Source organism: Sorangium sp. So ce124 (assembly GCF_051525235.1).
Lineage (GTDB): Bacteria > Myxococcota_A > Polyangia > Polyangiales > Polyangiaceae > Sorangium > Sorangium atrum.
In genome coordinates, this window is sequence record NZ_CP150312.1 from 8,242,246 (window position 1) to 8,265,090 (window position 22,845).

17 protein-coding genes are annotated in these 22,845 nt (G+C 71.9%); 10 read left to right on the forward strand and 7 right to left on the reverse strand.

The features are described from left to right. Positions 1-55 precede the first annotated feature (55 nt). Positions 56-1,606 carry an outer membrane protein assembly factor BamB family protein gene (locus tag WMF19_RS30810; protein WP_437893649.1) on the reverse strand — a complete coding sequence of 517 codons (1,551 nt, stop codon included), beginning with the start codon at positions 1,604-1,606 and terminating at the stop codon, positions 56-58. Between the two features lie 91 nt (positions 1,607-1,697). Further along, positions 1,698-1,967 (reverse strand): hypothetical protein, encoded by a 270-nt coding sequence (locus tag WMF19_RS30815; protein WP_437893650.1) that lies wholly within the window; start codon positions 1,965-1,967, stop codon positions 1,698-1,700. 25 nt (positions 1,968-1,992) lie between these two features. Between WMF19_RS30815 and WMF19_RS30820 the strand changes: the two genes are divergently transcribed. The 4 genes from WMF19_RS30820 (at position 1,993) to WMF19_RS30835 (ending at position 8,102) form a co-directional block, all read left to right on the forward strand. Beyond that, positions 1,993-2,862, forward strand: a complete 870-nt coding sequence (locus tag WMF19_RS30820; RefSeq protein ID WP_437893651.1) for a hypothetical protein — start codon at positions 1,993-1,995, stop codon at positions 2,860-2,862. Beyond that, positions 2,859-5,057 (forward strand): hypothetical protein, encoded by a 2,199-nt coding sequence (locus WMF19_RS30825; protein WP_437893652.1) that lies wholly within the window; start codon positions 2,859-2,861, stop codon positions 5,055-5,057. Before WMF19_RS30820 ends, WMF19_RS30825 begins: the two co-directional genes overlap by 4 nt. Before the next feature lie 5 nt (positions 5,058-5,062). Beyond that, complete coding sequence (locus tag WMF19_RS30830) at positions 5,063-7,657, forward strand: helicase HerA-like domain-containing protein (protein ID WP_437893653.1); 2,595 nt, start codon at positions 5,063-5,065, stop codon at positions 7,655-7,657. Between the two features lie 79 nt (positions 7,658-7,736). Next, complete coding sequence (locus WMF19_RS30835) at positions 7,737-8,102, forward strand: tetratricopeptide repeat protein (protein WP_437893654.1); 366 nt, start codon at positions 7,737-7,739, stop codon at positions 8,100-8,102. Between the two features lie 338 nt (positions 8,103-8,440). Here WMF19_RS30835 and WMF19_RS30840 read toward each other — a convergent pair whose 3' ends face one another. Continuing rightward, the gene (locus tag WMF19_RS30840) at positions 8,441-9,052 is read right to left on the reverse strand and encodes a TetR/AcrR family transcriptional regulator (RefSeq protein WP_437893655.1); all 612 of its coding nucleotides are present in this window, start codon (positions 9,050-9,052) and stop codon (positions 8,441-8,443) included. A gap of 52 nt (positions 9,053-9,104) precedes the next feature. On the opposite strand from WMF19_RS30840, the gene WMF19_RS30845 reads away from it, so the two are divergent. From WMF19_RS30845 to WMF19_RS30855, 3 genes are all read left to right on the forward strand, one after another. Continuing rightward, complete coding sequence (locus WMF19_RS30845) at positions 9,105-10,085, forward strand: aldo/keto reductase (protein ID WP_437893656.1); 981 nt, start codon at positions 9,105-9,107, stop codon at positions 10,083-10,085. A gap of 59 nt (positions 10,086-10,144) precedes the next feature. Next, complete coding sequence (locus WMF19_RS30850) at positions 10,145-10,516, forward strand: hypothetical protein (protein ID WP_437893657.1); 372 nt, start codon at positions 10,145-10,147, stop codon at positions 10,514-10,516. 383 nt (positions 10,517-10,899) lie between these two features. After that, positions 10,900-11,055: a hypothetical protein gene (locus WMF19_RS30855; RefSeq protein ID WP_437893658.1), complete on the forward strand. Its 156-nt coding sequence runs from the start codon at positions 10,900-10,902 to the stop codon at positions 11,053-11,055. A 153-nt stretch (positions 11,056-11,208) separates the two neighbouring features. On the opposite strand, the gene WMF19_RS30860 is transcribed toward WMF19_RS30855, so the two are convergent. Then, positions 11,209-12,054 carry a helix-turn-helix domain-containing protein gene (locus tag WMF19_RS30860; protein ID WP_437893659.1) on the reverse strand — a complete coding sequence of 282 codons (846 nt, stop codon included), beginning with the start codon at positions 12,052-12,054 and terminating at the stop codon, positions 11,209-11,211. Between the two features lie 477 nt (positions 12,055-12,531). On the opposite strand from WMF19_RS30860, the gene WMF19_RS30865 reads away from it, so the two are divergent. Continuing rightward, positions 12,532-13,782: a hypothetical protein gene (locus tag WMF19_RS30865; RefSeq protein WP_437893660.1), complete on the forward strand. Its 1,251-nt coding sequence runs from the start codon at positions 12,532-12,534 to the stop codon at positions 13,780-13,782. A 216-nt stretch (positions 13,783-13,998) separates the two neighbouring features. Then, positions 13,999-15,669 (forward strand): alpha/beta hydrolase, encoded by a 1,671-nt coding sequence (locus tag WMF19_RS30870; RefSeq protein ID WP_437893661.1) that lies wholly within the window; start codon positions 13,999-14,001, stop codon positions 15,667-15,669. Between the two features lie 265 nt (positions 15,670-15,934). Here the strand turns inward: WMF19_RS30870 and WMF19_RS30875 are convergent, their stop codons facing one another. The 3 genes from WMF19_RS30875 to WMF19_RS30885 form a co-directional block, all read right to left on the reverse strand. Continuing rightward, positions 15,935-17,407 (reverse strand): protein adenylyltransferase SelO, encoded by a 1,473-nt coding sequence (locus tag WMF19_RS30875; RefSeq protein ID WP_437893662.1) that lies wholly within the window; start codon positions 17,405-17,407, stop codon positions 15,935-15,937. Positions 17,408-17,576: 169 nt separating this feature from the next. Then, positions 17,577-19,271: a DUF1592 domain-containing protein gene (locus WMF19_RS30880; protein ID WP_437893663.1), complete on the reverse strand. Its 1,695-nt coding sequence runs from the start codon at positions 19,269-19,271 to the stop codon at positions 17,577-17,579. A gap of 78 nt (positions 19,272-19,349) precedes the next feature. Beyond that, positions 19,350-20,561 (reverse strand): hypothetical protein, encoded by a 1,212-nt coding sequence (locus WMF19_RS30885; RefSeq protein WP_437893664.1) that lies wholly within the window; start codon positions 20,559-20,561, stop codon positions 19,350-19,352. Between the two features lie 329 nt (positions 20,562-20,890). Between WMF19_RS30885 and WMF19_RS30890 the strand changes: the two genes are divergently transcribed. Next, on the forward strand, positions 20,891-22,753 hold the full coding sequence (locus WMF19_RS30890) for a vWA domain-containing protein (RefSeq protein ID WP_437893665.1): 1,863 nt from the start codon (positions 20,891-20,893) through the stop codon (positions 22,751-22,753). Positions 22,754-22,845 lie beyond the last annotated feature (92 nt).

A 22,845-nucleotide genomic window follows, 5' to 3' on the forward strand; every position in this document is an offset into this window, starting at 1 on the left:
GCCTGGCACAACGGCGCGGCCGGCTCCGGCGTCCGCCGTCCGGCGGCGGGCAGCGCTACGGCAAGTCGAACGCGAAGAGCGTGTTGCCCGGCGTGCCGATGCCGAAGCTCTCGTAGCCGCTCCCCCAGAACACCATACCGCGCGTCACCGCCGGCCCGGCGTTGACGGAGCCGTCGGCCGGATGGCTCCAGAGGACGTCGCCCGTCTCGGCGTCGAGCGCGTGGAAGTCGCCGCTCATCGAGCCGCCGTAGACCACGCCGTTCGCGACCGTCAGCGGCCCCCTGGTCTGCGCGCCCGGCGTGGGATCGGGCGTCTGCCACAGGATGTCGCCCGTGGCGGCGTCGAGCGCGCTCCACGAACCCCAGTTGATGACCTCCCCGGAGGGCTGCAGCGTGTACTCGACCTGGCCGTTGTTGCCGATCGGCACGTAAATCCTGCTCTCGTCGACGGCGACTCCCCACATGATGCCGCCCAGCTCCCCGCCGGGACCGACCAGCGTGCTCCACACCACGCTCCCGTCGTCCCGATCGAGCGCCCAGAAGATACCGCTCTTCTGGCCGGCGCCGACCAGATCGCGGCGCTCCGCCCCCTCGCCGGCCGTGAAGAGCGTGGCGCCCGTGCCGAAGTCGTAATCCGGGCCCGCCGGATCGGGGCACCAGTTGCCGCCGAAGTAGCAGGCTCCCGTCCAGGCGTCGAAGCCCTGGAGCCGCCGCGCCCACTTCAGCGCGCCGGTGCGGAGGTCGAGCGCGAGGACGGCGTCGATATAGTCGTCCGGCGCAAGGCAGGCCTCGGCGGCGACGGTGTCGTCTCCGGCGGCCTCCACGCACGCGGAGACGGACGGCGGAACGGTGTAGTTGTTGCCGGTGGTCACGTACAGCGTGCGGCGCTTGAGGTCGAGCGCGGGCGCGCCGCCCCAGACTGCGCCGCCGGTGTAGCCGGCCGGAACCGTGTAGCGCTTCCAGAGCACCGCCCCGGTCCCCGCGTCGAGCGCGACCACGCTGCCGCGGAAGCTGCAACACGGATATGCGTTGTCCGCCGCGAAGAGCTCCTCGCGCGAGGAGACACCCACGTACACGCGGCCGCCATGCACGACGGGAGACTGCGTGAGGATCGCCGCGGGGTGCGTGTCGAGCTGCCTCTTCCACAAAAGCGCCCCGGTGCGCGTGTCCACGGCGATCATGTGCGCGCCGGCGAGGGTGCTGAGGAACAGCGTGTGGCCGTGGAGCGCGGGGGTCGTGCGCGAGACGGCGCCGGCCGTGCCCGTGAGGCCCGCGATCGTGCGCGTCCAGATCGGGTGCCCGGTCCTGGCGTCGAGCTTGTACAGCTTGCCGCCCCCGTCCGGAAAGTAGACCGCGCCGTGCTCGACGGCCGGCGTCGCGGGGACGATGCCGGTCGTGGTGAAGGCCCACTTCACGGCGAGCGATGCGACGTTCGATGGCCCGATGTCGTGCTCGTCGCGCGCGTAGTGCGTGTTGGCCAGATCGTAGCCATAGACGGTCCAGCGCCCGGCGCCCGTGCCCATGGCCGTGCTCCCCAGGACGACACTGAGGAAGGCAAGACATACGGCGGCCCCGATCGCGGACCGGACCCAGAAGATACGCTTCATGGTGCTCCTCCCGGGGCATCGAGGTGAGCGGCGATCGGCCGCGCGACGCGCCAGTTCCGTCGCCTCCGCAGCACGAGGTCCCGAGTCTAGGTCACGCGGAATCGAGCTGGGCGTCAATCGGATAGAGAAAGGCGGCGCGGCGGCGCGGAGCCCCTTCCCATGGCTGGATACCGGGGTAATCTCGGCCACTCGGGAGGTGGGCCACGAACCGGAACAGCACATCGAGTCCGCGCTCGCGGGCGACGACCACGAAGACCACTGCAGCGAGGAAGAGCAGCGCCGAGGAGCCGAAGAAGGCCGCCGCGCCGCGGAAGGCCGCCGCGCCGAAGGCTCCCGCGAGGCAGAAGGGCGCGGCGCGCAAGAAGAAGGAGCCGCCGCCCTCGCCGGTGCCGAGGCTCCTCGGCGTCCTGGAGTCCCAGAAGCAGCTCGGCGGCGCGTCGTACCCGCCGACGCTCGAGCGGCTGGCGGAGCTGACCGGTGACACGCTCGCGGTGACGAGCAAGGCGCTGACGACCAGGGAGGCGAAGGGGCGCGTGCTGCTCTCCCGCGCCGCGGGAGGCAAGAAGAAGCCAGCCCCCGGCGCCACGCTGGTGCTGCTCGCGGAGGACCTGGAGGCGATCGCGCAGTCCGATCGGCTCCTGGAGGTGCAGCTCCAGTCGGCGCGGACGGCCGACGCTCCCGCGGTCGACGTGGCGCAGCTCCCCAAGGGCCTCGTGACTCCCCTGGGCCGCGCGTTCAAGGCAGCGCTCGCTCAGCGCATCACCGAGCGCCGGCTCCCCCGCACCATCGGCGCTTTGCTCGGGAAGAAGCCGCTGTTCTTCTTCCTCGCAGACGCCGTCCTCCCGGCCGCCGGCGCGCCGGCGCGGCCCGCCGCGATCGCGACCGACGGCGCCGCCCGCCCCACGGCCGCCGACGGCCCCGGCAGCTCGGCCCCCAGCAGCACCGGCGGCTCGGCCCAGAGCGGCCCCGGCGCGCCGGCCGTCTCCTTCGCCGATCGCTTCGACGCCGCCTTCTCCTCGCTCGACCGCGCCTCCGGCCGCCTCAACTACGTCACCCTCCACGCGCTCCGCGCCGCGCTGCCGGACATCCCGCGCGCCACGTTCGACGAGGAGCTCGGCGCGCTCCGGCGGCAGCGGCGCTACTCGCTCGACCCGTCCGACGGGCGCCACCACCAGATGGCCGAGGCGGAGCGCGAGGCCGGCATCATGGAGGCCGGGAACCTGTTCGTCTACGTGGCGCGGAGGGACGACGCATGAGCGAGGAGCCGACGTTCGAGCGCTTCCTGGCGGCGGTCCGGGGGACCAACCCGTTCCGCAGCCACCGCATCACCGACGTCGGGGGCGGCGAGGCCACGGTCGAGTCGATCCACAAGAACGCCTTCACCAAGCTCGTGCGCGTCGTGCAGGACGCCGCGAAGGAGCCGATCAGCATCGGCGCGCTGCTCATCGGCGCGCCCGGCGTCGGCAAGAGCCACCTGCTCGCGCGGCTGTTCCAGTGGGCCGGGGAAGACAAGGCGACTGTCGTCTACCTGCACAACATCCTCGCCTCGCCCGAGCGGATGCTCCGGTACGTGCTCAGCGCGACCGTCAGCGATCTCGCAGGGCACCGCGGCAGCGACTACACGCAGTCGCGCCTGTACACGGTCCTCAACCGCGCCGTCATCCGGACGGGCGCGCTCAAGGGCCGCAAGATGATGACGGGGCCCAGGGAGATCGACGCGCGCAAGGAGGCGCTGGCCCGCCTCGGCGCCAAGATCGACCCGCAGAACGCCGTCATCCCCGTGCTCAACGCGTTCCTCACCGGGACGTCGCACGCGAGCCTCGGCGACGCCGGCGCCGAGAAGCGCGCCCAGGCGGCGGTGCTGTGGCTCTCCGGCGAGACCCTCGGGCCCGACGAGGCGCGCCTGCTCGACCAGGCGGCCGGGGAGGACGGCCTCGCCCTCGCGGACGACGCCGCGGTGGAGCGCGTCCTCCACGTCCTCTCGCACCTGTGCGCCCTCGCCGAGCTCCCGCTCGTGCTCTGCCTCGACCAGATCGACAACCTCGACGCCGACGCCGTGCGCGCCCTGATGTCCTACGCGCACGCGCTGCTCGACCGGGCGAAGCACCTCGTCGTGATCGTCTCCGGCGTGAAGCAGTCGATGCTCTCCCTGCGCACCGGCGAGGTGATCCCGGCGGCCGCGTGGGACCGCATCGCCGAGCGGATCCTCGAGCTGCACATGATCTCGCCGGAGGAGGCCCGCGCCATCCTCGAGGGGCGGCTCGACGCCGCGCTCTCCGGCTTCGACGAGAAGGAGATCGAGGAGCTCATGGCCGCGCGCAAGCGCGATCGGCTCTTCCCGCTCGGCAGCGCGTGGCTCGAGCGGCGCCTCGACGGCGTGCAGGAGCTCCGGCCGCGGGACGCGATCCTCTGGGCGCGCGACCGCTGGGAGGCGCAGCAGGATCGGCTCGCGGCCGTCGGCGGCAAGCGCTGGCTCAAGGAGTGGCCCGGCCCGGAGATCGGGCCGAATCCGCCGCCGGCTCCGAAGCTGGAGGACGTCATCGACGCCGAGGTGAAGAAGAAGCTCGTCGAGGGCACGACCCGCCGCCGGCTGCAGCAGGCGTCGCTGCCGCCCGACGAGGACAACCTCGCGAGCCTGACGCACCACCTGCTCGCCAGGTGCGCCGGAAAGGGTGCCTCGACGCTCCTGAGCGTCGAGCACGCGACCGCGAAGAAGCGCGGCAAGGCCGCCCCCGCGCACCACCTCGTGGCCAAGGAGAAGCGCGCGGACGGCGTCGTCGTGACCACCGGCGTGACGTTCCTCTGCGCGCCGAGCGGGCACGGCGCGCGGCTGCCGCTCCAGCGCATGGTCGAGGACACGAAGCACACGGACAAGCGCATCCTCGTCACCGACGAGGAGCGCCGGCCGCTGCGGCTCGGCGGCGCCGGCAAGGCCGCGTACGACGCGCTCTGCAAGCTGGGCCGACAGCGCTTCCTCCACCTCACCCTCGACTTCGCCGGGCACGCGGAGCTCGACTCGCTCGTGGGGCTCCTCGGCGCCGCGAGGAGCCACGACCTCGAGATCGAGCACCCGCGCGGGCAGTACCGCAAGGTGACCGAGGCCGAGGTGCTGGCGTCCTTCGAGCGCCAGAGCCTCCTGCTCGCGCACCCGCTGCTGCGCGAGCTGCTCACCGAGGAGATCGTGAAGGGCGGCGGGGACTCGACGCCGCCCCCGGCGTGGGATCCGCAGCAGACGCGGGAGCACATCATGGCCGAGCTGTCGTGGCGCCTCGGCCTGATGGCGAAGGAGCTCGCGCAGATCTTCGCGAGCCGGAAGAAGCTGCAGGAGAAGCGCTTCCCGGAGGTGTGGTCGCACATCAAGAAGACGGCGCAGGCGCTCCATGACGAGGGCCACGTCCACGCGACCGCGACCGACGACGACCTCTTCGTCCAGCTGCGGGGCAAGAAGTGAGGCTCGTGCACGTCAACGTGACCCAGCTCCGCGTCGCGGCGACGTGCCCGAGGCTGCACTGGTTCGACGCGCGCGCCACGGCCGAGCGGCAGGACGGGCGGACGGTCGTGAGCCGCATCTGGCGCAAGGGCGGCGAGGCGCCCGGCTGCGGCGCGCTGTTCCACACCGCGGTGGAGCGCTTCAACGCCGCCGCGGCGAGCTCGGACGAGGTGCTGGCGGCGCTGGAGGCCGCCGGCGACGCCCCGGGCCTCCAGCAGGCGCTGATGCGCTGGTTCAACGCCTCCTGCCTGAACCTCGACGCGCTCGCGGCGCGCCCCGTGCCGCTGCGGCTGGGCTTCATCTCGGCGGTGCAGCTCTACATGGAGGAGCTCGCGCGGCTCGCGGCGCACGCGAGGGCGGCGGGCCTGCCCGCGGCGGAGCTCCGGGCGCAGCTCTTCGGGGACTCGCGCAAGCGGGTCGACGTGACGTTCCACGTGGGGGAGGACGTCCACGTCCACGTGACCGGGGCGATCGACTACGTGTACTTCGATCCGCGGCTCGGGAAGCACCGCATCGTGGACTACAAGCTCACGCCCGCGACCTCCCCGAACAGCGATCTCTTCCAGGTCTTCACGTACGCGCTGATGCACCACCACCAGCACGGCACGCGGCCGGACGTGGCGGTGTTCTACCTGCACCCCACGCGCAGCGTCCGGGAGGCGCGCTGGGAGGAGATCGAGGCGAAGCGCGGCAAGGTCTACGAGCTCATCGCCAGCATGGTGGCCTGGTCCGACCACGCGGCGGGCGCGGGCGGGCTCCCGCCGCCGGGCGACCGCGCGTACTGCGGCGGCTGCAAGCACGAGCGCTCCGGGGCCTGCGTCGCGCAGCTAGGCCACAAGGACGTGGGCGCGTGGGACAGGCGCTGGACGGCGCTCGAGGCCACGCGCGGCGGCGGAGCGCCGGAGGGGAGCGAGCGCGCCGCCGCCAGCGCGCCAGCGGCGGACGAGCCGGCCGCGGACGAGCCGATGGTGGAGGACGATCCCGAGCTCGACGAGGCGCTGGCGGTCGTGAAGCCGGCCGTCGAGCGCCCGAAGCCGGCGCCGGCGCCGGCGCGGGGCCGTGGGCGAAAGGCGCCCGCGGAGGCGCCGCCGGGCGGTACCAGCGCCAGGCCGCCCGAGGCGCCGCCAGGCAGTACCAGCGCCAGGCCGCCCGAGGCGCCGCCAGGCAGTGCCAGCGTCAAGCCGCCGGAGGCGCCGCCAGGCGGCCAGCGCTCGACCCCCGCGGCGCTCGACGCGGGAGCGAGGCCGCCGGAGGCCCGCACTGCGAACGTCACCGGCATGCTCCTCGGCTTCGACGACGGCGGCGCGCCCGTCTGCGTGGACCCTGCGGTGCTCCGGACGCACGTCTCGGTCGTCGGCGCGGCGGGGAGCGGCAAGACGTGGATGGCCAAGGTCATCGCCGAGGAAGCGCTGCGCGCCGGAGTCCCCGTCGTCGCGATCGACCCCCAGGGCGATCTCGTCCAGATGATGGAGGCGCGCCCGCCGTCCGACGTGCCGCCGGAGCTGCACCGCGCCTGGGAGGAGCTGAGGGAGCGGATGGAGCCGCGCATCCTCACGCCCGGGTCCTCGCACGGCCTGCGGCTCTGCCTCGACCCCCTGCGGCTCCCGAGCGCGGGCGAGCTCTCCCACATCACGAACCCCGCGCTCCGCGCCGAGGAGGAGGAGGGCTTGCTCGTGGCGGTGGCGGCCAACCTCGTCAGCCTCTGCGCGTGCGGCGGCGAGGAGGAGTCGCAGCGCACGTTCCTCTACCAGGTGCTGCGGCACCTGCCGCGCGCGGCGCCGGTCCGGCTGAGGGACATCGTGGCCGCCGTCACCGCCCCCGAGGACCTCGGCATCGACGACGTCGACAGCCTGATCCGCAAGTCCGAGCGCGAGCGGCTCGCGCGCAAGCTCAACACGTTCGTGCAAGGCCCGTCCGCGCGGCTCTTCTCGGGGGGAACGCGCCTCGACTTCACCGAGCTGCTCCGGCCCTCGAAGCCCGGGCGCGTCCCGCTCAACGTCGTTTACCTGAACGCGCTCAGCAACGACGACGAGAAGCACTTCTTCCTCGCGGCCCTCGCGACGGAGCTGTACCGCTGGATGATCACGACCGTGGACGCGACCTCCGGCGGCGTGAACCTGCTCTTCTACATCGACGAGGCGCGCGACTGGATCCCGGCCGGCGGCAGCAAGCCGCCCGCCAAGCAGCCGCTCATCCGGCTCTTCACCCAGGGCCGGAAGTACGGCGTGGGCTGCTTGCTCTGCACCCAGAGCCCTCGATCGGTGGATTACAACGTTTTCGGCAACACGAGCACGAAGCTCATCGGGCGGCTCGAGGCGGCCCAGGACGTGGAGCGCGTGATCGACTGGTTCACGATCGAGGGCGGGGCCCCTCCGTGGGTCGCCGCGCGCAAGGGGGCGCCGAAGGGGAGCTTCGTCGCGCGCTGGCCCGACATGCCCGCGGAGCTCGCGGGCCGCGCGTTCAAGGGGCGAACGCTCTTCACATGCCACGCCGGCGCGTGGTCGCCCGACCGCGTGGAGCGGGCCGTCACCGATGCGGGGCTCCGTGGCACAGGCGGGTGAGGCGGCGAGCGCGGGCGGGGTCGATGCCTCCTCACCAGCGAGGCACTCCCCGGGATCGAGGTAGGCACGACGGTGGTGCATGGACCTGGATAATCCCGTGATTCGACTCTGCGCGGAGGGCACCCGGGCGGAGTTCGAAGGCAGGAAAGAGGATGCCCGGGAGCTCTACCGTCAGGCGTGGGCTGTCTGCAAAGACGACTACGACGCCTGCGTGGCGGCGCACTACGTCGCACGGTTTCAGGACACGCCAGAGGAGGCGATGTCGTGGAATCGAGAGGCGCTCGTTCGCGCAAGGAGAGTCGACGATGAACGTGTCCGGAGCTTCTACCCTTCGTTGTATGTGAACCTCGGCCGCTCCCATGAGTTGCTTGGCAACCGAGAGGAGGCGGAGCACTTCTACCGGCTGGCGGCCGAGCTCGGCCTCGAGCATCAGCCGGACGTGTAGAGCTCGTGACATCCCAAGAAAGCCCGCGACACGAGGCGCTTCCATGAAGAGCGCGCTCGAAAGAAGGAGGAGGGTTCCTCTGATGCTGCTCGCCCTGCTTCCTCATCGTCGAGGCCCAGGGCTCGGATCCGCTGCCGCCCAAGGCCGATCGGCTGCGCTTCCTCCGGTCGCTCAAGCGGACAGGAAAGCCGGTCTGGTGAGGTTGCCCCGCGCGCCGCTCGCTTCTGTGGTGGACAGCCAGGGACAAGCAGATCCCTGAACCCGGTCGCCGAGGCCCTCGTTCATATGGCTGCCATGGTTCGCAGCGCGATCATGGGTCGCAGCGCGATCGCGCGCGGTCAATCGGCTGCCGTCGCGGAGCTTGCGGTCGGCGACGTGGGCCGTTTGCCGAGCACGCGCGAAACGAGCGCGAGCAGCATCTCGCGCGCGTGGCCGCCGTCGACGGCTGGATCGCGCAGCCGGATCGCCTTGCTGCCATCCAGCACGGCGAGCAGCATCGTCGCGAGGGCCGCCGCCGGCAACGTGTCGTCGACGAGGCCGGCGGCCTGTCCGCGCACGATCGCGCTCGCGAGGAGCTGCTTCATCTCGGCGCTGTGGCGCCGGAGCCGATCCGCGATCGCGGCGTTGCGCTGCGACTCGGCGAGCAGATCGAAGAGGAGGGACGGCCCCTTGCCGCCGTAGAGGTCGGCCACGAGCGCGGGGAGGTCGCGCGCGTCCCGTACGTCACCCGACAGGTGCGTGGCCGCCTCGTCGAGCACGAGCTGGAAGATGCCCTCGAGGATGGCCTCCTTGCTCGGGAAGTAGTGGTAGAGGTGCCCGGGGCTGACGCCCGCCTCGGCGCAGATGCTCGCGATGGAGGCCTGCACGCCCTCCGCGGCGAGGCGGCGCAGGGCGGCGCGGAGGAGCTCGCGACGCTTCTTCTCGTGCTGGTCGGGGTTGACAGTGCGCATGCGGCGATTCATTGATAGAGCGTTCGCTCTAACATTGAGGGGGGGTTGAACGATGCCCATGATACCGCGCACGCATCTCGGCAAGAACGGCCCGCTCGTCGGCGCGCTGGGCCTCGGCTGCGGCGGAATGTCGCCCGGCCGCGGCGCCGACAGCGACGCCGAGAGCATCGCCACGATCCAGGCGGCGCTCGACGCCGGGATGAACCTCCTCAACACCGCCGATTTCTACGGCATGGGGCACAACGAGGCGCTCATCGGACGCGCCATCGAAGGCCGGCGCGACCGGGCCTCCGTGAGCGTGAAGTTCGGCATGCTGCGCACCCCGGGCGGGAAGTTCCTTGGGATGGACGGCCGCCCGGCCACGGTGAAGACGTTCGCGGCCTACTCGCTCCAGCGCCTCGGCATCGACGAGATCGACCTCTACCAGCCCGGGCGACCCGATCCCGACGTGCCCTTCGAGGAGACGATCGGCGCCATCGCCGACCTCGTGCGCGAGGGCAAGGTCCGTCACGTCGGCGTGTCCGAGGTCGGCGTGGAGCTCCTGCGCCGCGCGCACGCCGTGCACCCCATCACCGCGCTCGAGATCGAGTACTCGCTCGCGTGCCGCTTCATCGAAGCGGAGATCTTGCCGGCCGCGCGCGAGCTCGGGATCGGCATCGTCGCCTACCGCGTGCTCGCCGACGGGCTGCTCAGCGGCGCGACGGCGCCGAGCCCTGGCGCGCACTTCGTCGCGCCGCGGATGGAAGGACACGCGCTGGAGCAGAATGTCCGCGCAGCTCGCCCGCTCGTCGAGCTGGCCGCCCGGAAGCGCTGCACGCCAGCCCAGCTGGCCATCGCGTGGCTCCGCGCGCGCGGCGACGACATCGTGCCGCTCGTCGGCATCCGTCGGCGCGCGCGGCTCGACGAGAACCTCTCGGCGCTCGACGTGCGCGTCTCCCCGGACGAGCTCGCGCAGCTCGACGCTGCGTTCGCGCCGGGCGCGATCGTCGGCGATCGGTACCCCTCGTTCGTCATGAAGTACGCGGCGCGCTGAATGGGCGTGGATCACCCGCCCCGCTTGCCGGCTCGCCCGCGGCGTGCCTTGATCGCGCGGTGACGACGGGGTTCTTCGAGGCACGTGGCTTTCGTTTCCGGCTCGATCGCGAGGGCGCCGAGGTGAGCGGGGCACCGACGCGCGCGGTCCAGGCCACCATCGAGCCCGGCGAGGCGGGCCTCGACGGTGACGAGCCGCTGGCCGAGCTCCTGGGCCGCCGGCTGTCGGCGCTGCTCGGCGCGCCGGTGAGCGACGAGGAGGGGATCTTCGACCTGGCGGTCGAGCGCGATGGCGCCGTGGTCGCGGCCGTACAGCTCTCGTGCGGCGAGGACGACGAGGACGTGCTCGAGCTGCTCGGCGAGCGGTCGCCCTCGCTCCCGGTGCGCGCGCTGGTCGAGGCGCTTGTCGAGGCGCTGCGGGGCCCGGGGTGACGGCGCGCGCGGCGCGCCAGCACGGCGTTTCGGTCCAGGTGAAGCCAATCGAGGACGGGTTCCTCGTTCCGCCCGGATATCCGGGAGCAGGTGCTGTCGCGCCGGGCCGCTTCGTCATGCTTCCGGTCCCTGGCGTCGAGCATAGCCCTCAGTTCTTTCGCTACAGCGCTGCGCTCCAGGGTGACCTCCGCGCCTCCGAGCTCTTCGTCCTGATCGCCACACCTGGAGGTGATCCGTCAGCCGCCCCTCGAGCGCTCCCCCATCTCGAGCGCGCATTCCCGTCCGCGACCGTCGCTCTGCTGCTCGATGCTCGGACCGGCTGGGCTCGCGCCACGGTCTCTGCGCTCAAGGATGCATGCTGCAATGAGCTTGCTGCCGGCTGTGTGGCCGCCGTCCTCGCCGGTGCGAGCTGGGACGAGTCCGACCCCATCCTCGTGGAGCTGGACGAGGAGCGCTTTGCCGTGAGTCTCGTCCACGACGATGGACTCTGGAAAGCGGTCGTCGATGCCCACCGCATCGATGTCGCCGCATCCCCGTGACCGGCCCGGGAGCCCGCCTGACCGGGGGCGACACAGAAGGCACCTGCGCAGCAAAGCCGCCTGGCGATCGCGTCAGAAGCGCGCCGCGCCCCGGGGCTCCCGGCGCCCGAACCGGCCGGAAATCGCGCTCGGCGTGACAGGCCTCGCGGACAATCACGCAGGGCGAGGCAGCGCGCGCTCGCGGGCGCGCCACGCGGCCGGGGCCACGCCGTGGCGGCGGCGGAAGAGGCGGCTGAACTGGCTGGCGTCGGCATAGCCGACCCGCTCGGCGATGATCTCGACGAGCTCGTCCGTGTCGCGCAGGCGACGCCGCGCCTCGGCGAGGCGGCCTTCGAGGATCCACGCCACCACGGAGCGCCCCGTCGACCGCTTCACCGCGGTCGTGACGTACGCGGGAGATCGGCGCACCGCGCGGGCGACCTCACCGAGGGTCAGCGGCCCCAGACAGCGCGCCTCGATCACGGCGAGCGCCTCGGCGACGATCGACGGGGCCTCGGGGGGAGCGGCGTCGCGCGGGGCGGCGCGCACGATCTCGGCGAGCAGGAGCCCGAGGAGGCTCTCGGCCACGACGGGCAGCATGCCCGAGGATCGCGACAGCTCGCGCTCGAGCTCCTCGAGCAGGCCGAGCACGTGGGGCTGCCTGCTGGTCGGCAGCTCGACGACCGGGAAAGCCCCGCGCCGGACGCGATCGAGCGGGGCGAGCAGCTCCTGAAAACGATCCTGGGGGAGGCACGAGCGACAGAAGGCCACGCCGCGCAGATCCGCCTTGCTCGCCGTGAGCCACCGGTGGGCATCACCGGCAGGGACGAGGTGGACCTGGCCCGCCGTCAGCTCCAGCTCGCCACGGTGCTCCACACGCACGCGGCCGCCGAGGTGAAAGGCGAGGACCGAATAGGTGTGCACGGCAGCGCGCCGCATCGGGCGGATCTCCGGCGCGCGACAGGCACGCACGTGGATCACGCCGTTCTCGAGGGCGTCAATTGTAAGCTGCGACTCCATGGCCATCGTCGGAGGGTAACACGCGCCGACCGCGCAGGATCCCGAAGGATCCCCCGCGAGCGCCGTCGGAGGATGGCTCCGGGCGCGACGACAGGGAATGGCTGGGTCTTCGATCGGCCTGGCCAGGCTTTCGAGATTCCGTCGGTGCGACGTCAGAGGCGTCTGCGGCGTCACAAAAGGAGCAGAACGCGGCGTGCGTGGGCGCCCCGACATGCACACATGTGGAACGGGCAAGAAATGGTTGAGCTCGCTTGACAGCCAGGAAGTCCTTCGTTCTTCTGAATACCTGCGAGGTCACCCGGGGGTCCTTATCGCGGCGCGCCGCAACCTCGCGCGGACGCCCGAATTCACCATGATCTAGATCGAACATGATGGCTGCGCGCCCGGTATGGGCGCGCGTCTCTCGACCGGCGCGATCACGACACCGGGATCGTGCCGGGCGATGCTCCCCTGTCAGTTCATCACCAGGGAGGGTTTATGCAACTCAAGTTCAATTCCCATCAAGGCGTGTTATTGGCCTGTCTCTTCTTCCTTGTCCCGCTGCTGGGGGCCGGCGCCGCGGGTTGCGTCGGGCAGGAGGAGGAGTGGGACTCCGAAGAGGCCGTCGCGGTCGCCGTCCAGGCCCACCAGGCCCAGAGCGGCGAGCAGCTCTTCGAAAGAGAGACATTCGGCGGCAACGGGCGCCGCTGCGTGACCTGCCACAGCGAGGAGACAGGCACGCTGTCCCCGGCGGACGTGCAGCGGCGGTACGCGGCCAACCGGCGCGATCCTCTCTTCCGCCCGATCGACAGCGACGATGGCGTCGGCAACAGCTACACGCGGCTCCTCAACGAGGCCACGATCCGCTACGAGTTCCCGCTGCCGCCGAACATCTGGCTGCACGACGACCCCGCGGCCACGAGCGTGACCGTCTTCCGAGGCATCGCCTCCACCAAGAACTCGCCGGCGCTCGATCCGCTCATCACGTTCGATACCCGTGAGCCCGACCTCGAGACGCAGGCCGCGAACGCGATCCTTGCGCACTTCGAGCCGACGGTCACGCCCACGCGGCGACAGCTCGAGAAGATAGCCGATTACGAGAGGACGCTGTTCAGCTCGCGGGAGCTGCGCCGCTACGCTCACGGCGGGCCCGAGCCCGAGCTGCCTCGTGGCTGCACGCCGTCCGAGAAGCGCGGGCGCAAGCACTTTCTCCCGAACAAACTCTGCGGCCAGTGCCACAGCGGGCCCATGCTGAACACGGCCAGCGACCAGTTCGTCCTCGGGCCGTTCCTGAGGATCACGGGCGTGCTGACCGGATTCTCGGGCGAGGTCCTCGGCACCACCGAGACGCGGCCAACGCCGAACCCGATGCGCCGCTACGATATGGTCTGCCCGTCGGACGGGAGCAGCTTCCTCTGCTCCGATCCAGACCAGTTCTTCCCGCTGATCGCCGTCTATCAGCCGCGGCTCGAGAACGGCATCCTCTCGATGCTCGCCGCCGATCCGGCCTACGCCCTCGTCCTCGGCAGCCTGGACGGCCTGGGGGACGGCAAGACCACCTCCCTCTGGGGCATCAACGAGACGGCGCCCTATTTCCACGACAACTCGGCCCATACGCTGGAGGACGTCGTCCACCACTACAAGCTGGTGTTCGAGGCCGCCCCCATCCTGGCCACCCCCCTCGGGGGGCGAACGACCATGACCGCCCAGGAGGAGGCGGACATCGTCGCATACATGAAGCTCCTCTGAGCGGAAGGCCCTCTCCCGGGCGGGCCGGGGGCCTCCTCGGCCCTGCGGCCCGGCCGGAAAAACAGCACCGCCGTTGAGCGGAAACCGGACGAGCGGGCACACAGGGCACGGCGCTCGACCTCCACGCGTTCGACGCCGCCGGCGCCCTGGTCACGACGCACGACCACCGAGACCCCGCGCCGTTCAACGGCCCTCCGGCGATTGCGAGGTTCACGGATGATCGACGATCGTGTCCTTCGGGCGGGGCTCCTCCCCGCAATGCTCGGGCTCGCGGCGCTGGCTACGGGCTGCTCCGGCGGCGGAGACCAGGCCAGCGCTGGCACGGCCGGCGCTGGCGGCTCGGGCGACAGCTCGGCGATCCCATGGGGAAGCTGCCCAGACGATTTCCTCTCCGAGTGCGCCGCGGTCCCCCTGCCCCTCGACCCGTCGGCGCCCGACGGCGAAGCCTTGCCCGTCTTCGTATCGCGCCGCCTCGCGCCCGGCGGCGCGGCGAGGGCGCAGGTCTGGCTCCTGCAAGGCGGCCCCGGCGACTCCGGCTCCGTGTTCAAGGACGTCATCGAGCAGCTGTGGCAGGGCGTCATGCCCGACGTCGACTGGTACGTGCTCGAGCACCGCGGCGTCGGGCGCTCGGGCCGCCTCGGCTGCCCGGTCCAGGAGGACCCGGGCTCGGACGGCGGCGAGGACATCACCGCGAGCGAGTGGCCCGCCTGCATCGAGGCGCTGAAGGAGCGATGGGGCGACGATCTCGATCACTTCACGACGTCGGCCGACGCCGAGGATCTCGCGCGCCTCATCGATCGGACGCGCGAGCCGGGCAAGAAGGTGGTCGTGTATGGCGTCTCCTACGGGACGACGCGCGCGCTGCGCTTCTTGCAGGCGCACCCCGACGGGGCCGACGCCGTCATCCTCGACTCGGTCGCATCGCCGGGCGCGCAGCGCCTGTCTCGTTACGATACCCAGTACGATCCGGTGGTGAAGGAGCTGTGCGCGATCTGCGCCGCCGATCCAGCCTGCGGGGCGAAGCTCGGCCCCGAGCCCTGGGCGAAGCTCGACGCGCTCTTCGGCAAGCTCGCAGAAGGCCACTGCGCGGAGCTCGGCGCCGACGTCGGGCTGTTCGCGTCCATCGCTCCGCTCTTCGTGCAGATCCGGAGCCTGCGGACGCACCTCTTCCCGCTCGCTTACCGCATCGATCGCTGCGAGCCCGGCGACGTGCAGGTGGTCGGCCATTACATGAAGACGCTGCTCGATCTGATGTCGCAGCCCGGAGGCGAGCCGCGGGGATCGATCCTCCTGGGGACACACGTGGCCCTCTCCGAGCTGTGGGAAGAGCCGGCCCCCACCCCGGCCGAGCTCCAGGCGCGCTGCGATGCGCAGCGCATCTGCCCGCGGGAGGCGCTGGAGCTAGGCCAGCTCTACGAGGCCTGGCCGCGCTACCCGCACGACCGGTTCTGGAGCGGCTGGCCGGACTCCACCGTGCCCATCCTGGCGATGAACGGCCTGCTCGACCCGCAGACGCCCATCGATCTGGCGGAGCTCTCGGCCGACGAGCTCACCGCGCCTCATCAGACGTTCGTGGCCGTGCCCTGGAGCCCGCACGGGGTCGCGTTCGAGTCCCCCGTGAAGACCCCCGGCGCGGCGCCGTGCGGCACGCAGATGATGGCGAAATTCATCGCGGCCCCCGAGGCTCCCATCGACACGACGTGCCTTGACGACCTCGCGCCCGTCGCGTGGGACGAGGACCCGGCCGTCGTCGAGGTGCTCTTCGGCGCGAAGGACATGTGGGAAAACCCGTCTTCGCCCGCCCACGAGCTGCGGAGAGCGGCGCCGATCGACTGGGCGGCCGTCGCGCGCCTCGCGCGTGAGAGGACGCGCTGGCTCGGGCGGTGAATGACGCACGCCTCACTCGCCTGCCTGGCGGCTGAGCCCGTATCCCACGAACCTGCACCCCGCTGCAGGCCGGCGCTGATGGCGTGGACGCCGCGAATGGGCTCCACGAACGAACGCCCCCCACGCCGCGCGCCAGGAACGCGGCGCGCGCCTCGGGGTCCCGCAGCCTGGTCGAGCACTCTCCCGCGTCGAGCGAGTGCGACCGAGAGGACGCCATACCACCACCAGGATCGATTCCCTGCGATTCTTCACCCTTGAAGGGTAATCAGGTCCCGCAGAACGTGTATTGCACACGCTCGTCCAGCTGCGGGGGCTCGCTCAGATGAGCGCTCTCCGGCTGTTCGTCGTACGGTCGCTCGAGCACCCGCACCAGCGTCTCGAACGGGTCGAAGTCGTCACGGAGAACGGCCGCCTGGATGAGCGCCTCGATCCGGTGATTGCGCGGGATGAACGCCGGATTGACGAGCCGCATCGCGCTCGCGCGCGCCTCGGGAGCGACCTCCTCCCGGGCGAGCCGCCGGCGCCACGACTCGGCCCAGTCGCGGAAAGCGCCGGGCTCCGCGAACAGGGCGGCCACCTGCGTATCGGCCGCTGGATCCGCCGCTGAAGCGCAGAGCCGGCGAAAGAAGACCGTGTAATCGACGCCGTTCGACGCGAGGCGCTCCAGCAGATCCGCGGCGAGCGCGAGATCGCCCTCCTCCTCGCGCGCGAGCCCCAGCTTGGCCCGCAGGACGCGCTCGTGCGCCGCGACGAAGAGCGCGGAGAAGCGCTCCACGCGCTCGGTCGCCAGGCGGATGGACTCCTCCTCGCCCTCGGCCAGGAGGGGCAGGAGCGCCTCGGCCAGCCGCGCCATGTTCCACTGCGCGATGCGCGGCTGGTTCCCGAAGGCATACCGGCCGCCCCGATCGATCGAGCTGAACTTCTTCGCGGGATCGTACTCGTCGAGGAACGCGCACGGCCCGTAATCGATGGTCTCCCCGGAGATCGACGTGTTGTCGGTGTTCATCACGCCGTGCACGAAGCCGACGCCGAGCCAGCGCGCGACGAGGGTCGCCTGCGCGTCGACGACGCGCTCGAGCAGCGCCAGCGCGTCATTGCCGCTGCCCACCGCCTCGGGGTAATGCCGGGAGAGCGCGTACGACGCCAGGGTGGCCAGCGCCTCGCGGTCGCCCCGCGCGGCGAAGAACTGGAACGTGCCCACGCGGATGTGGCTCGCGGCCACGCGCGTGAGCACCGCGCCGGGGAGCACCTCCTCGCGATAGACCGGCTCGCCCGTCGTCACCGCGGCGAGCGCGCGCGTCGTCGGCACGCCGAGCGCCGCCATGGCCTCGCTCACGACGTACTCGCGCAGCACCGGCCCGAGCGCCGCGCGCCCGTCCCCGCCCCGCGAAAACGGCGTCCGCCCCGCGCCCTTGAGCTGGAGATCGCGCCGCTTGCCGTCCCTGCCGACGACCTCGCCGAGCAGGATGGCCCGCCCGTCCCCGAGCTGGCTCACGAAGCTGCCGAACTGGTGCCCCGCGTACGCGAGCGCGATCGGCTCCGCGCCCTCGGCCAGCGCGTTGCCCGCGAGCACCTCGGCCCCCTCCGCCGAGGCGAGCTGCTCCGCGTCGAGCCCGAGCACCTCCGCGAGCGCGCGGTTGACCTTCACGATGCGCGGCGCGCGGACCCGGGCGGGGGAGACGCGCGCGTGGAAGCGGTCGGGAAGGCGGGCGTAGGTGTTGTCGAACGGGAGCTTCATCGGCGAACCTTACGCGCGGAGGTGCCGCTGCTCAAGCCGCCGGAAGAGCCCGTCACCGGCTGCGCCAGGACGCCGCGGGAAGCCGTCGGCGCCGGCCTTCACCCCGATGGCGTTCGTCAGGTTGCAGAGGTACTTGCGGACAGGCTCTTCGTCCTACCGTATTCCCTCCTCAGTCTCCCGCGACGCGCAGGCGGAAAGAGTCCGTCTGGGTGAGATCGGTGAGCAGATCGAGGAGGGTATAGCCGTCGACAGACAGGCTGGCGCTGAGCCCGTCGACGTCGCAGGCGTCGTTCCCGTTGGGCGCCCGCCCGGTGGCAAAGGCGACCCACCGCTCGGCATAATGGCGCCTGGCGCCCGGATCGGCGGCGAGCTCGTTCATCAGCTCGAGGGGTGACGTGATCCTCTTGACGTTGTTGGCGCCAAAGGTGACATCGGCGGTCCCGTCGATGGCGCCGCCGAGCGGATCGATGGTCTGCACCTTGCCGACGGCGTCGTACCTCTCGAGAACGAAGCCCGGCGGGTTGACGTACGTGTCGTGGCATACCGCGCAGTTCGTGGGGGAGGTCAGCGCCTCGACGACCTCACGCTCCGTGGAGAACTCGCCCGGGGGCCGCGGCGTCTCGCTCGCGCCGGGCACGGGGGCCAGGTCGACCCCGAGCAGCCTGGTGGAGACGAACGCCCCCCGAAGGATCGGGCTCGTGGCGTCATGGCGCGAGTAGGAGCTCAAGAACCCGACGCGGGTCAAGAAGCCCGGCCGCTCGTTCGGATCGAGCTCCACCCGCGTCAGCTCCGCGCCGTAGTCCGCCGCATCGAGCCCATAGAGCGGGGCGGTGTCCTGATTGACGTAACCGACGTTGCTCAGAAAGAGGTCCTTGAACGCCCCCCCCTCGAACGCCACGTCCTCGAAGAGGGCGTCCATCTCTGCCATCATCGGAGCGACAACATCCGGGGAGTAGTCGGGGAACCGGGTCGTGTCGTGTTCGACCGCCCCCCAGCGCGAACCCGTGCGAATGTCGGCATAAACACGATGGAACTGGGCCACGACCGGCGCCGTCTTCTCGCGGTCCTGGATCATCCGCTGGGCCTGCGCCAGGATCTGCGCCTTGGTGGCGAGCTGGCCAGCGTCGGCCGCGGCGTCCAGGATGTCATCTGGAATGGAATCCCACAGCAGGAACGAGAGCCTCGCCGCCACTTCGTGGCTGGAGAGCTTGATCGCGTCTCCTTCGCGGTCCTGCGTCAGCTCGGGGCGCATGAGGAACGAGGGCGAAGCGAGGAAGGCGAAGAGGATGGCCTCGGCGATCTCATCGGGCGTGCCCCGGGGCTCCACGGCGGTGAGCCGCAGCAGGCTCTGCACCTCTTCTTCGAGCAGAGGACGGCGGAACGCCCTGCGACCAAAGGTGATGATCGTCTCTTCCAGGCACGTCGGCGCCGCCGGATCACAGCCGAGGAACCTGGGTTTGTTCGGCCCGCCCATCACCTCGGCGGCGACGTGTTCGGCGGCCGCGAGATAGCCGTTCCATGCGGGGTCTGTCATGTCCCCCTCGAAGTCGGGGACGAGGAGCGCAGACGGCGGGAGGTCGCCGGCGCTCGCCAGCGTCGTCACGCCGAGCAGATCCCGCACCACCGCGTCGTACTGCCGATCGAGCAGGCGCGGGATCTGGGACGTCACCGGGATGCCGGGGAAGCAGGGATCCCCCCCTCCGACGCCCGATCCCGTCCCGACGCCGGTCGCTGTGCCGCTGCCGCCGCCGCTCTGCTCGTCGGCGTCGGTGCCTTTGCCCAGGATCGTGATCCCGCACCCAGGGGCGATGAGCGAGAGCGCCGCGAAGCAGCAGAGCGAAGATACGGCGTGCAAGAGCCTCATGACAAAGCCTCCCGCCGTAGCAATCTCCGAGTCTCTCCCCGGGGATCACAATTTCGTCGCGCGCCGGGCGGCCGGTGATCAGAGCGAGAGACCGGCGCCGACGCGGAGCGTCCACGTGACCGCGGGCACCTCGTGGATGAGCTGCGCGGGGTTCTCGAACACGAACGATCGCCGCACCAGCGGAAATTCCGGTCCACCTTGCGCGTCGACCCGCACGAGGGCCCCGAGCGAGGCGGTCACGCGCGCGAGGAGCCCGAGGCTGGCCCAGGGGACGGTGCCCTCCTCCACGTCGGAGATCGCCTTGCCGACCAGCCCGCTGCCGTGAAGGAAGCCGCCCTCCGCGCCCACGCAGGGCCCGAGCGAGAGCCGGCGTGCCGGGCGGAAGAGGTCCGCGCAGGCGTCGACCCGGCCGATCCCGCGCAGGAAGCGGGCGCCGCCCGGCCCGGCATCGACAGCGCCGGTGGAGGCCACCTCGGCAGCGACGCGGAACGCCGCGCCGAGGCCCAGATCGGCGCGCAGCTCGACGAAGGGCCCCCCGCCGAGCAGCGCCTCGGGGGCGACTCCGGACACCGCGCTCCCCTGGAGGCCGAGCGTCCACGGGCGCTCCACGGGCCGTCGCGGCTGCGGAGAGCGCGAGGCCCCAGCGACCGGTGACGGCAGGCCGATCGGCACGGTCGCGGGGCGCACGGCCGGTGGCGGCGAGACCGGGGGCGGCGGCGCAAGCTGCGGCGGGCTCCCCGCGCCGGGCGCTCCTTCGGCGGAGACGCCGGCCGCGGCCGGCCGCGCAGGACCGCCTGGATCCGCGGCGGCGGGTGGAGCGGCGTCCGGCGCCCCTCTGGCGCCCGGCGCCCCTCCGGCGTCCGGCGCTCCTCCGGCGTCCGGAGCCTCGGACGAGCGCGGCCCAGCGGCCGGCGGTTGCGGATCGAGAGACGCGGTGGGGTCGACCCGGAGGGCCGCGATGAGCGCGAGGGCCGCGACGACCTCGCCGCACGTCGCGCCGTCGACCTCGCGGACGCGCGCGTCCTCGCCCTTGCCGAGCGTGATCCGGCCACGGCTCCTGCCCTCGCTCGAGGTGATGCGCACGCGCACGTCGAGCGCCGCTTCGTCCGCCGCGGCGGCGCGGGCGCGGTCCGTGCGCGCGGTCACCTCGCGCAGGAACGCCTCGGCGTCGGGACAGCCGTCGTGCGCCTCGTACGCGATGCGCAGGCGCTGGGCCTCCGCCCAGGCGTCCCCCCCCGTCAGGGCGCCTGCGAGCACGACGACGGCTGCGAGCCAGCGCGGGTGGAGCACGGCACTCTCGAACGCACGCACGGCGCGGGAGGGTACACCGAGCCACCATCCGCGGCGGCATTGCGGTGCATTGCGGTCATCGCCGCGCCCTTCTCGCGCTCGATCCCGGGCCATGTGGCGCCTCCGTGTGGCCCGGAGCCGTGAGGGCGCTCGGCTCCCCTCCTCGCCGGCGCGCGGCTGACGCGCCCCATCGCACATTGGCACACCTCGAATCGATTCAGGCCATTATGAGCCGAACACCGTGGCGCAACGAGGTGCCCATCGCCAGAATGATTGACGATTTTATCTGGCACCCCCCGTGCGAGAGCGCACGGCCCGTGGAGGTGTTCATGGCACAGTTTCAGCGTACGGCGCTCGCTCTCATCATCCCTGCCTCGTTGTCGATCGCCTGCTCCTCGTCGAGCGACGCGCCGCCGCACGAGCCGCTCCAGCTAGGCGAGGCGCCGGCGGCGATCTGCGGCGGCGGCGCGACCCGCGAGGGGGACGGCTCCGGGCGCGACCCGGTGGCGGGCGTGGGCGCGGGCGCCGGCACGGGCACGGGCGCGAGCGCAGGCTCGAGCGCGAGCGGCGGCTTCACGGACCCCAACGGCGAGCCGCCGGTGGGTGAAGGAGGCACCACGGGCAGCGGGGGTTCCGGGGGCAGCAGCGGCGGCTCCGGGGGCGGGTGCGCCGAAGGCGGGGCCGGCGGCGGCGGCGACGGCGACGGCGGGTGCGGCGACGAGGCAGGCAGCAGCGGCTCCGCCGGCGGCAGCGGCGGCTCGGGCGGCAGCGGCGGCTCGGGCGGTGCGGCGACCGGCGGCGGCGCAACGGCGGGCAGCGGGGCCGGCAGTTCACGGGACGCCGGGCCCCGGCTCGCGCCGCAGGCCAGCGGCGGCTCGTGCGCGGGGGTCGACCTCTCCACGCCGCTCACGCTCTACCTCTCGTCCGACGACTCGAACTCGATGGCATCTCCGGTCATCGTCCGCCGCCAGATCGAGCGCGGCGCGCCGCAGGTCGACCCCTATGTCGTCCGCACGCACGAGTTCCTCAATTACTACCGGTACTCGTTCGCCCCGGCCGAGCCGGGAGAGCTCTCGATCGTATCCCAGCTCGGCTCCTGCGTGCTCACGGGCGATCTGGCGCTCCAGATCGCGGTGCAGTCGAGCCGGGCGCCCGCCGCGCGAGAGCCCATGACGATCACGCTCGTGCTCGACACGTCGGGATCGATGTCGGGAGAGCCGATCGAGCTCGAGAGGGCCGCCGTCCGGGCCATTGCGTCGACGCTCGTCGAGGGCGACGTCGTGAACGCCGTCACGTGGAATACGGGGCAGAGCCCCGTGCTCGAAGGCCACGTCGTCTCGGGCCCCGACGACCCCGTCCTCCTCGGCGTCGCGAGCGCGATCGAGGCCGATGGAGGCACCGACCTGAACAGCGGCCTCGCCGCGGGCTACGCGCTCGCCAACGCGCACAGGACCGCGGGCGGCATCAACCGCGTCGTGCTGATCAGCGATGGACAGGCCAACGCCGGTGTGACCGAGGAAGCGATCATCGGGGCGAACGCCGAGGACGCGGACGGAGAAGGCATCTACCTCGTCGGCGTCGGCGTCGGCGACGGCGTGAACGACACGCTCATGGACGTGGTCACCGACGCCGGCCGCGGCGCGTATGTCTATCTCGACAGCGCCGACGAGGCGAGGCGGGTCTTCGTCGACCGGTTCGCCGAGACGCTCCTCGTCGCCGCGCGCGACGTGAGGATCGAGCTGACGCTCCCGCCGTACTTCGGCATCCAGAAGTTCTACGGAGAGGAGTACTCGCCCGATCCGGCCAAGGTGCGCACGCAGCACCTCGCCCCGAACGACTCGATGATGCTGTATCAGATCCTCCGCCCGTGCGACCCGTCGCTGCCGAGCGCGAACGACCCTTACCGGGTCCGCGTCACCTGGCGCGACGCGACGACCGGCGAGGCCAGGGAGGCCGTGCAGCAAACCACGCTCGGAGGGCTCGGGATCGACGACGGCAACCTCACGAAGGCGGCGGCGATCATCGCGTATGCCGAGGCCCTCAAGCAGCTCGTCGAGCTCGACGCCGGAGGGCGCGCGAGCGCGCTCTCGGCCGCCCGGGAGACCGTCCTCGCCGCGAACACGACAGGCGCGGACGCCGATCTCCTCGAGATCGCCGCGACCCTCCAGCAGATGATCGACAACCAGCCATAGAGCTCCGAGCGTCGCAGAGCGGCGGTCACCCGCACAGGAGACGGGCCCAGATCGGCGTTTTCGGCGCGGAAGCGCACTCCCGTGCGCTGAGC

What these genes read in the sequence shown, in the direction of transcription:
- WMF19_RS30810 (WP_437893649.1), bottom strand. Translation starts at nt 1,606, where the DNA reads ATGAAGCGTATCTTCTGGGTCCGGTCCGCGATCGGGGCCGCCGTATGT.
- WMF19_RS30825 (WP_437893652.1), top strand. Translation starts at nt 2,859, where the DNA reads ATGAGCGAGGAGCCGACGTTCGAGCGCTTCCTGGCGGCGGTCCGGGGG.
- WMF19_RS30835 (WP_437893654.1), top strand. Translation starts at nt 7,737, where the DNA reads ATGGACCTGGATAATCCCGTGATTCGACTCTGCGCGGAGGGCACCCGG.
- WMF19_RS30840 (WP_437893655.1), bottom strand. Translation starts at nt 9,052, where the DNA reads ATGCGCACTGTCAACCCCGACCAGCACGAGAAGAAGCGTCGCGAGCTC.
- WMF19_RS30845 (WP_437893656.1), top strand. Translation starts at nt 9,105, where the DNA reads ATGCCCATGATACCGCGCACGCATCTCGGCAAGAACGGCCCGCTCGTC.
- WMF19_RS30860 (WP_437893659.1), bottom strand. Translation starts at nt 12,054, where the DNA reads ATGGAGTCGCAGCTTACAATTGACGCCCTCGAGAACGGCGTGATCCAC.
- WMF19_RS30865 (WP_437893660.1), top strand. Translation starts at nt 12,532, where the DNA reads ATGCAACTCAAGTTCAATTCCCATCAAGGCGTGTTATTGGCCTGTCTC.
- WMF19_RS30870 (WP_437893661.1), top strand. Translation starts at nt 13,999, where the DNA reads ATGATCGACGATCGTGTCCTTCGGGCGGGGCTCCTCCCCGCAATGCTC.
- WMF19_RS30875 (WP_437893662.1), bottom strand. Translation starts at nt 17,407, where the DNA reads ATGAAGCTCCCGTTCGACAACACCTACGCCCGCCTTCCCGACCGCTTC.
- WMF19_RS30880 (WP_437893663.1), bottom strand. Translation starts at nt 19,271, where the DNA reads ATGAGGCTCTTGCACGCCGTATCTTCGCTCTGCTGCTTCGCGGCGCTC.
- WMF19_RS30890 (WP_437893665.1), top strand. Translation starts at nt 20,891, where the DNA reads ATGGCACAGTTTCAGCGTACGGCGCTCGCTCTCATCATCCCTGCCTCG.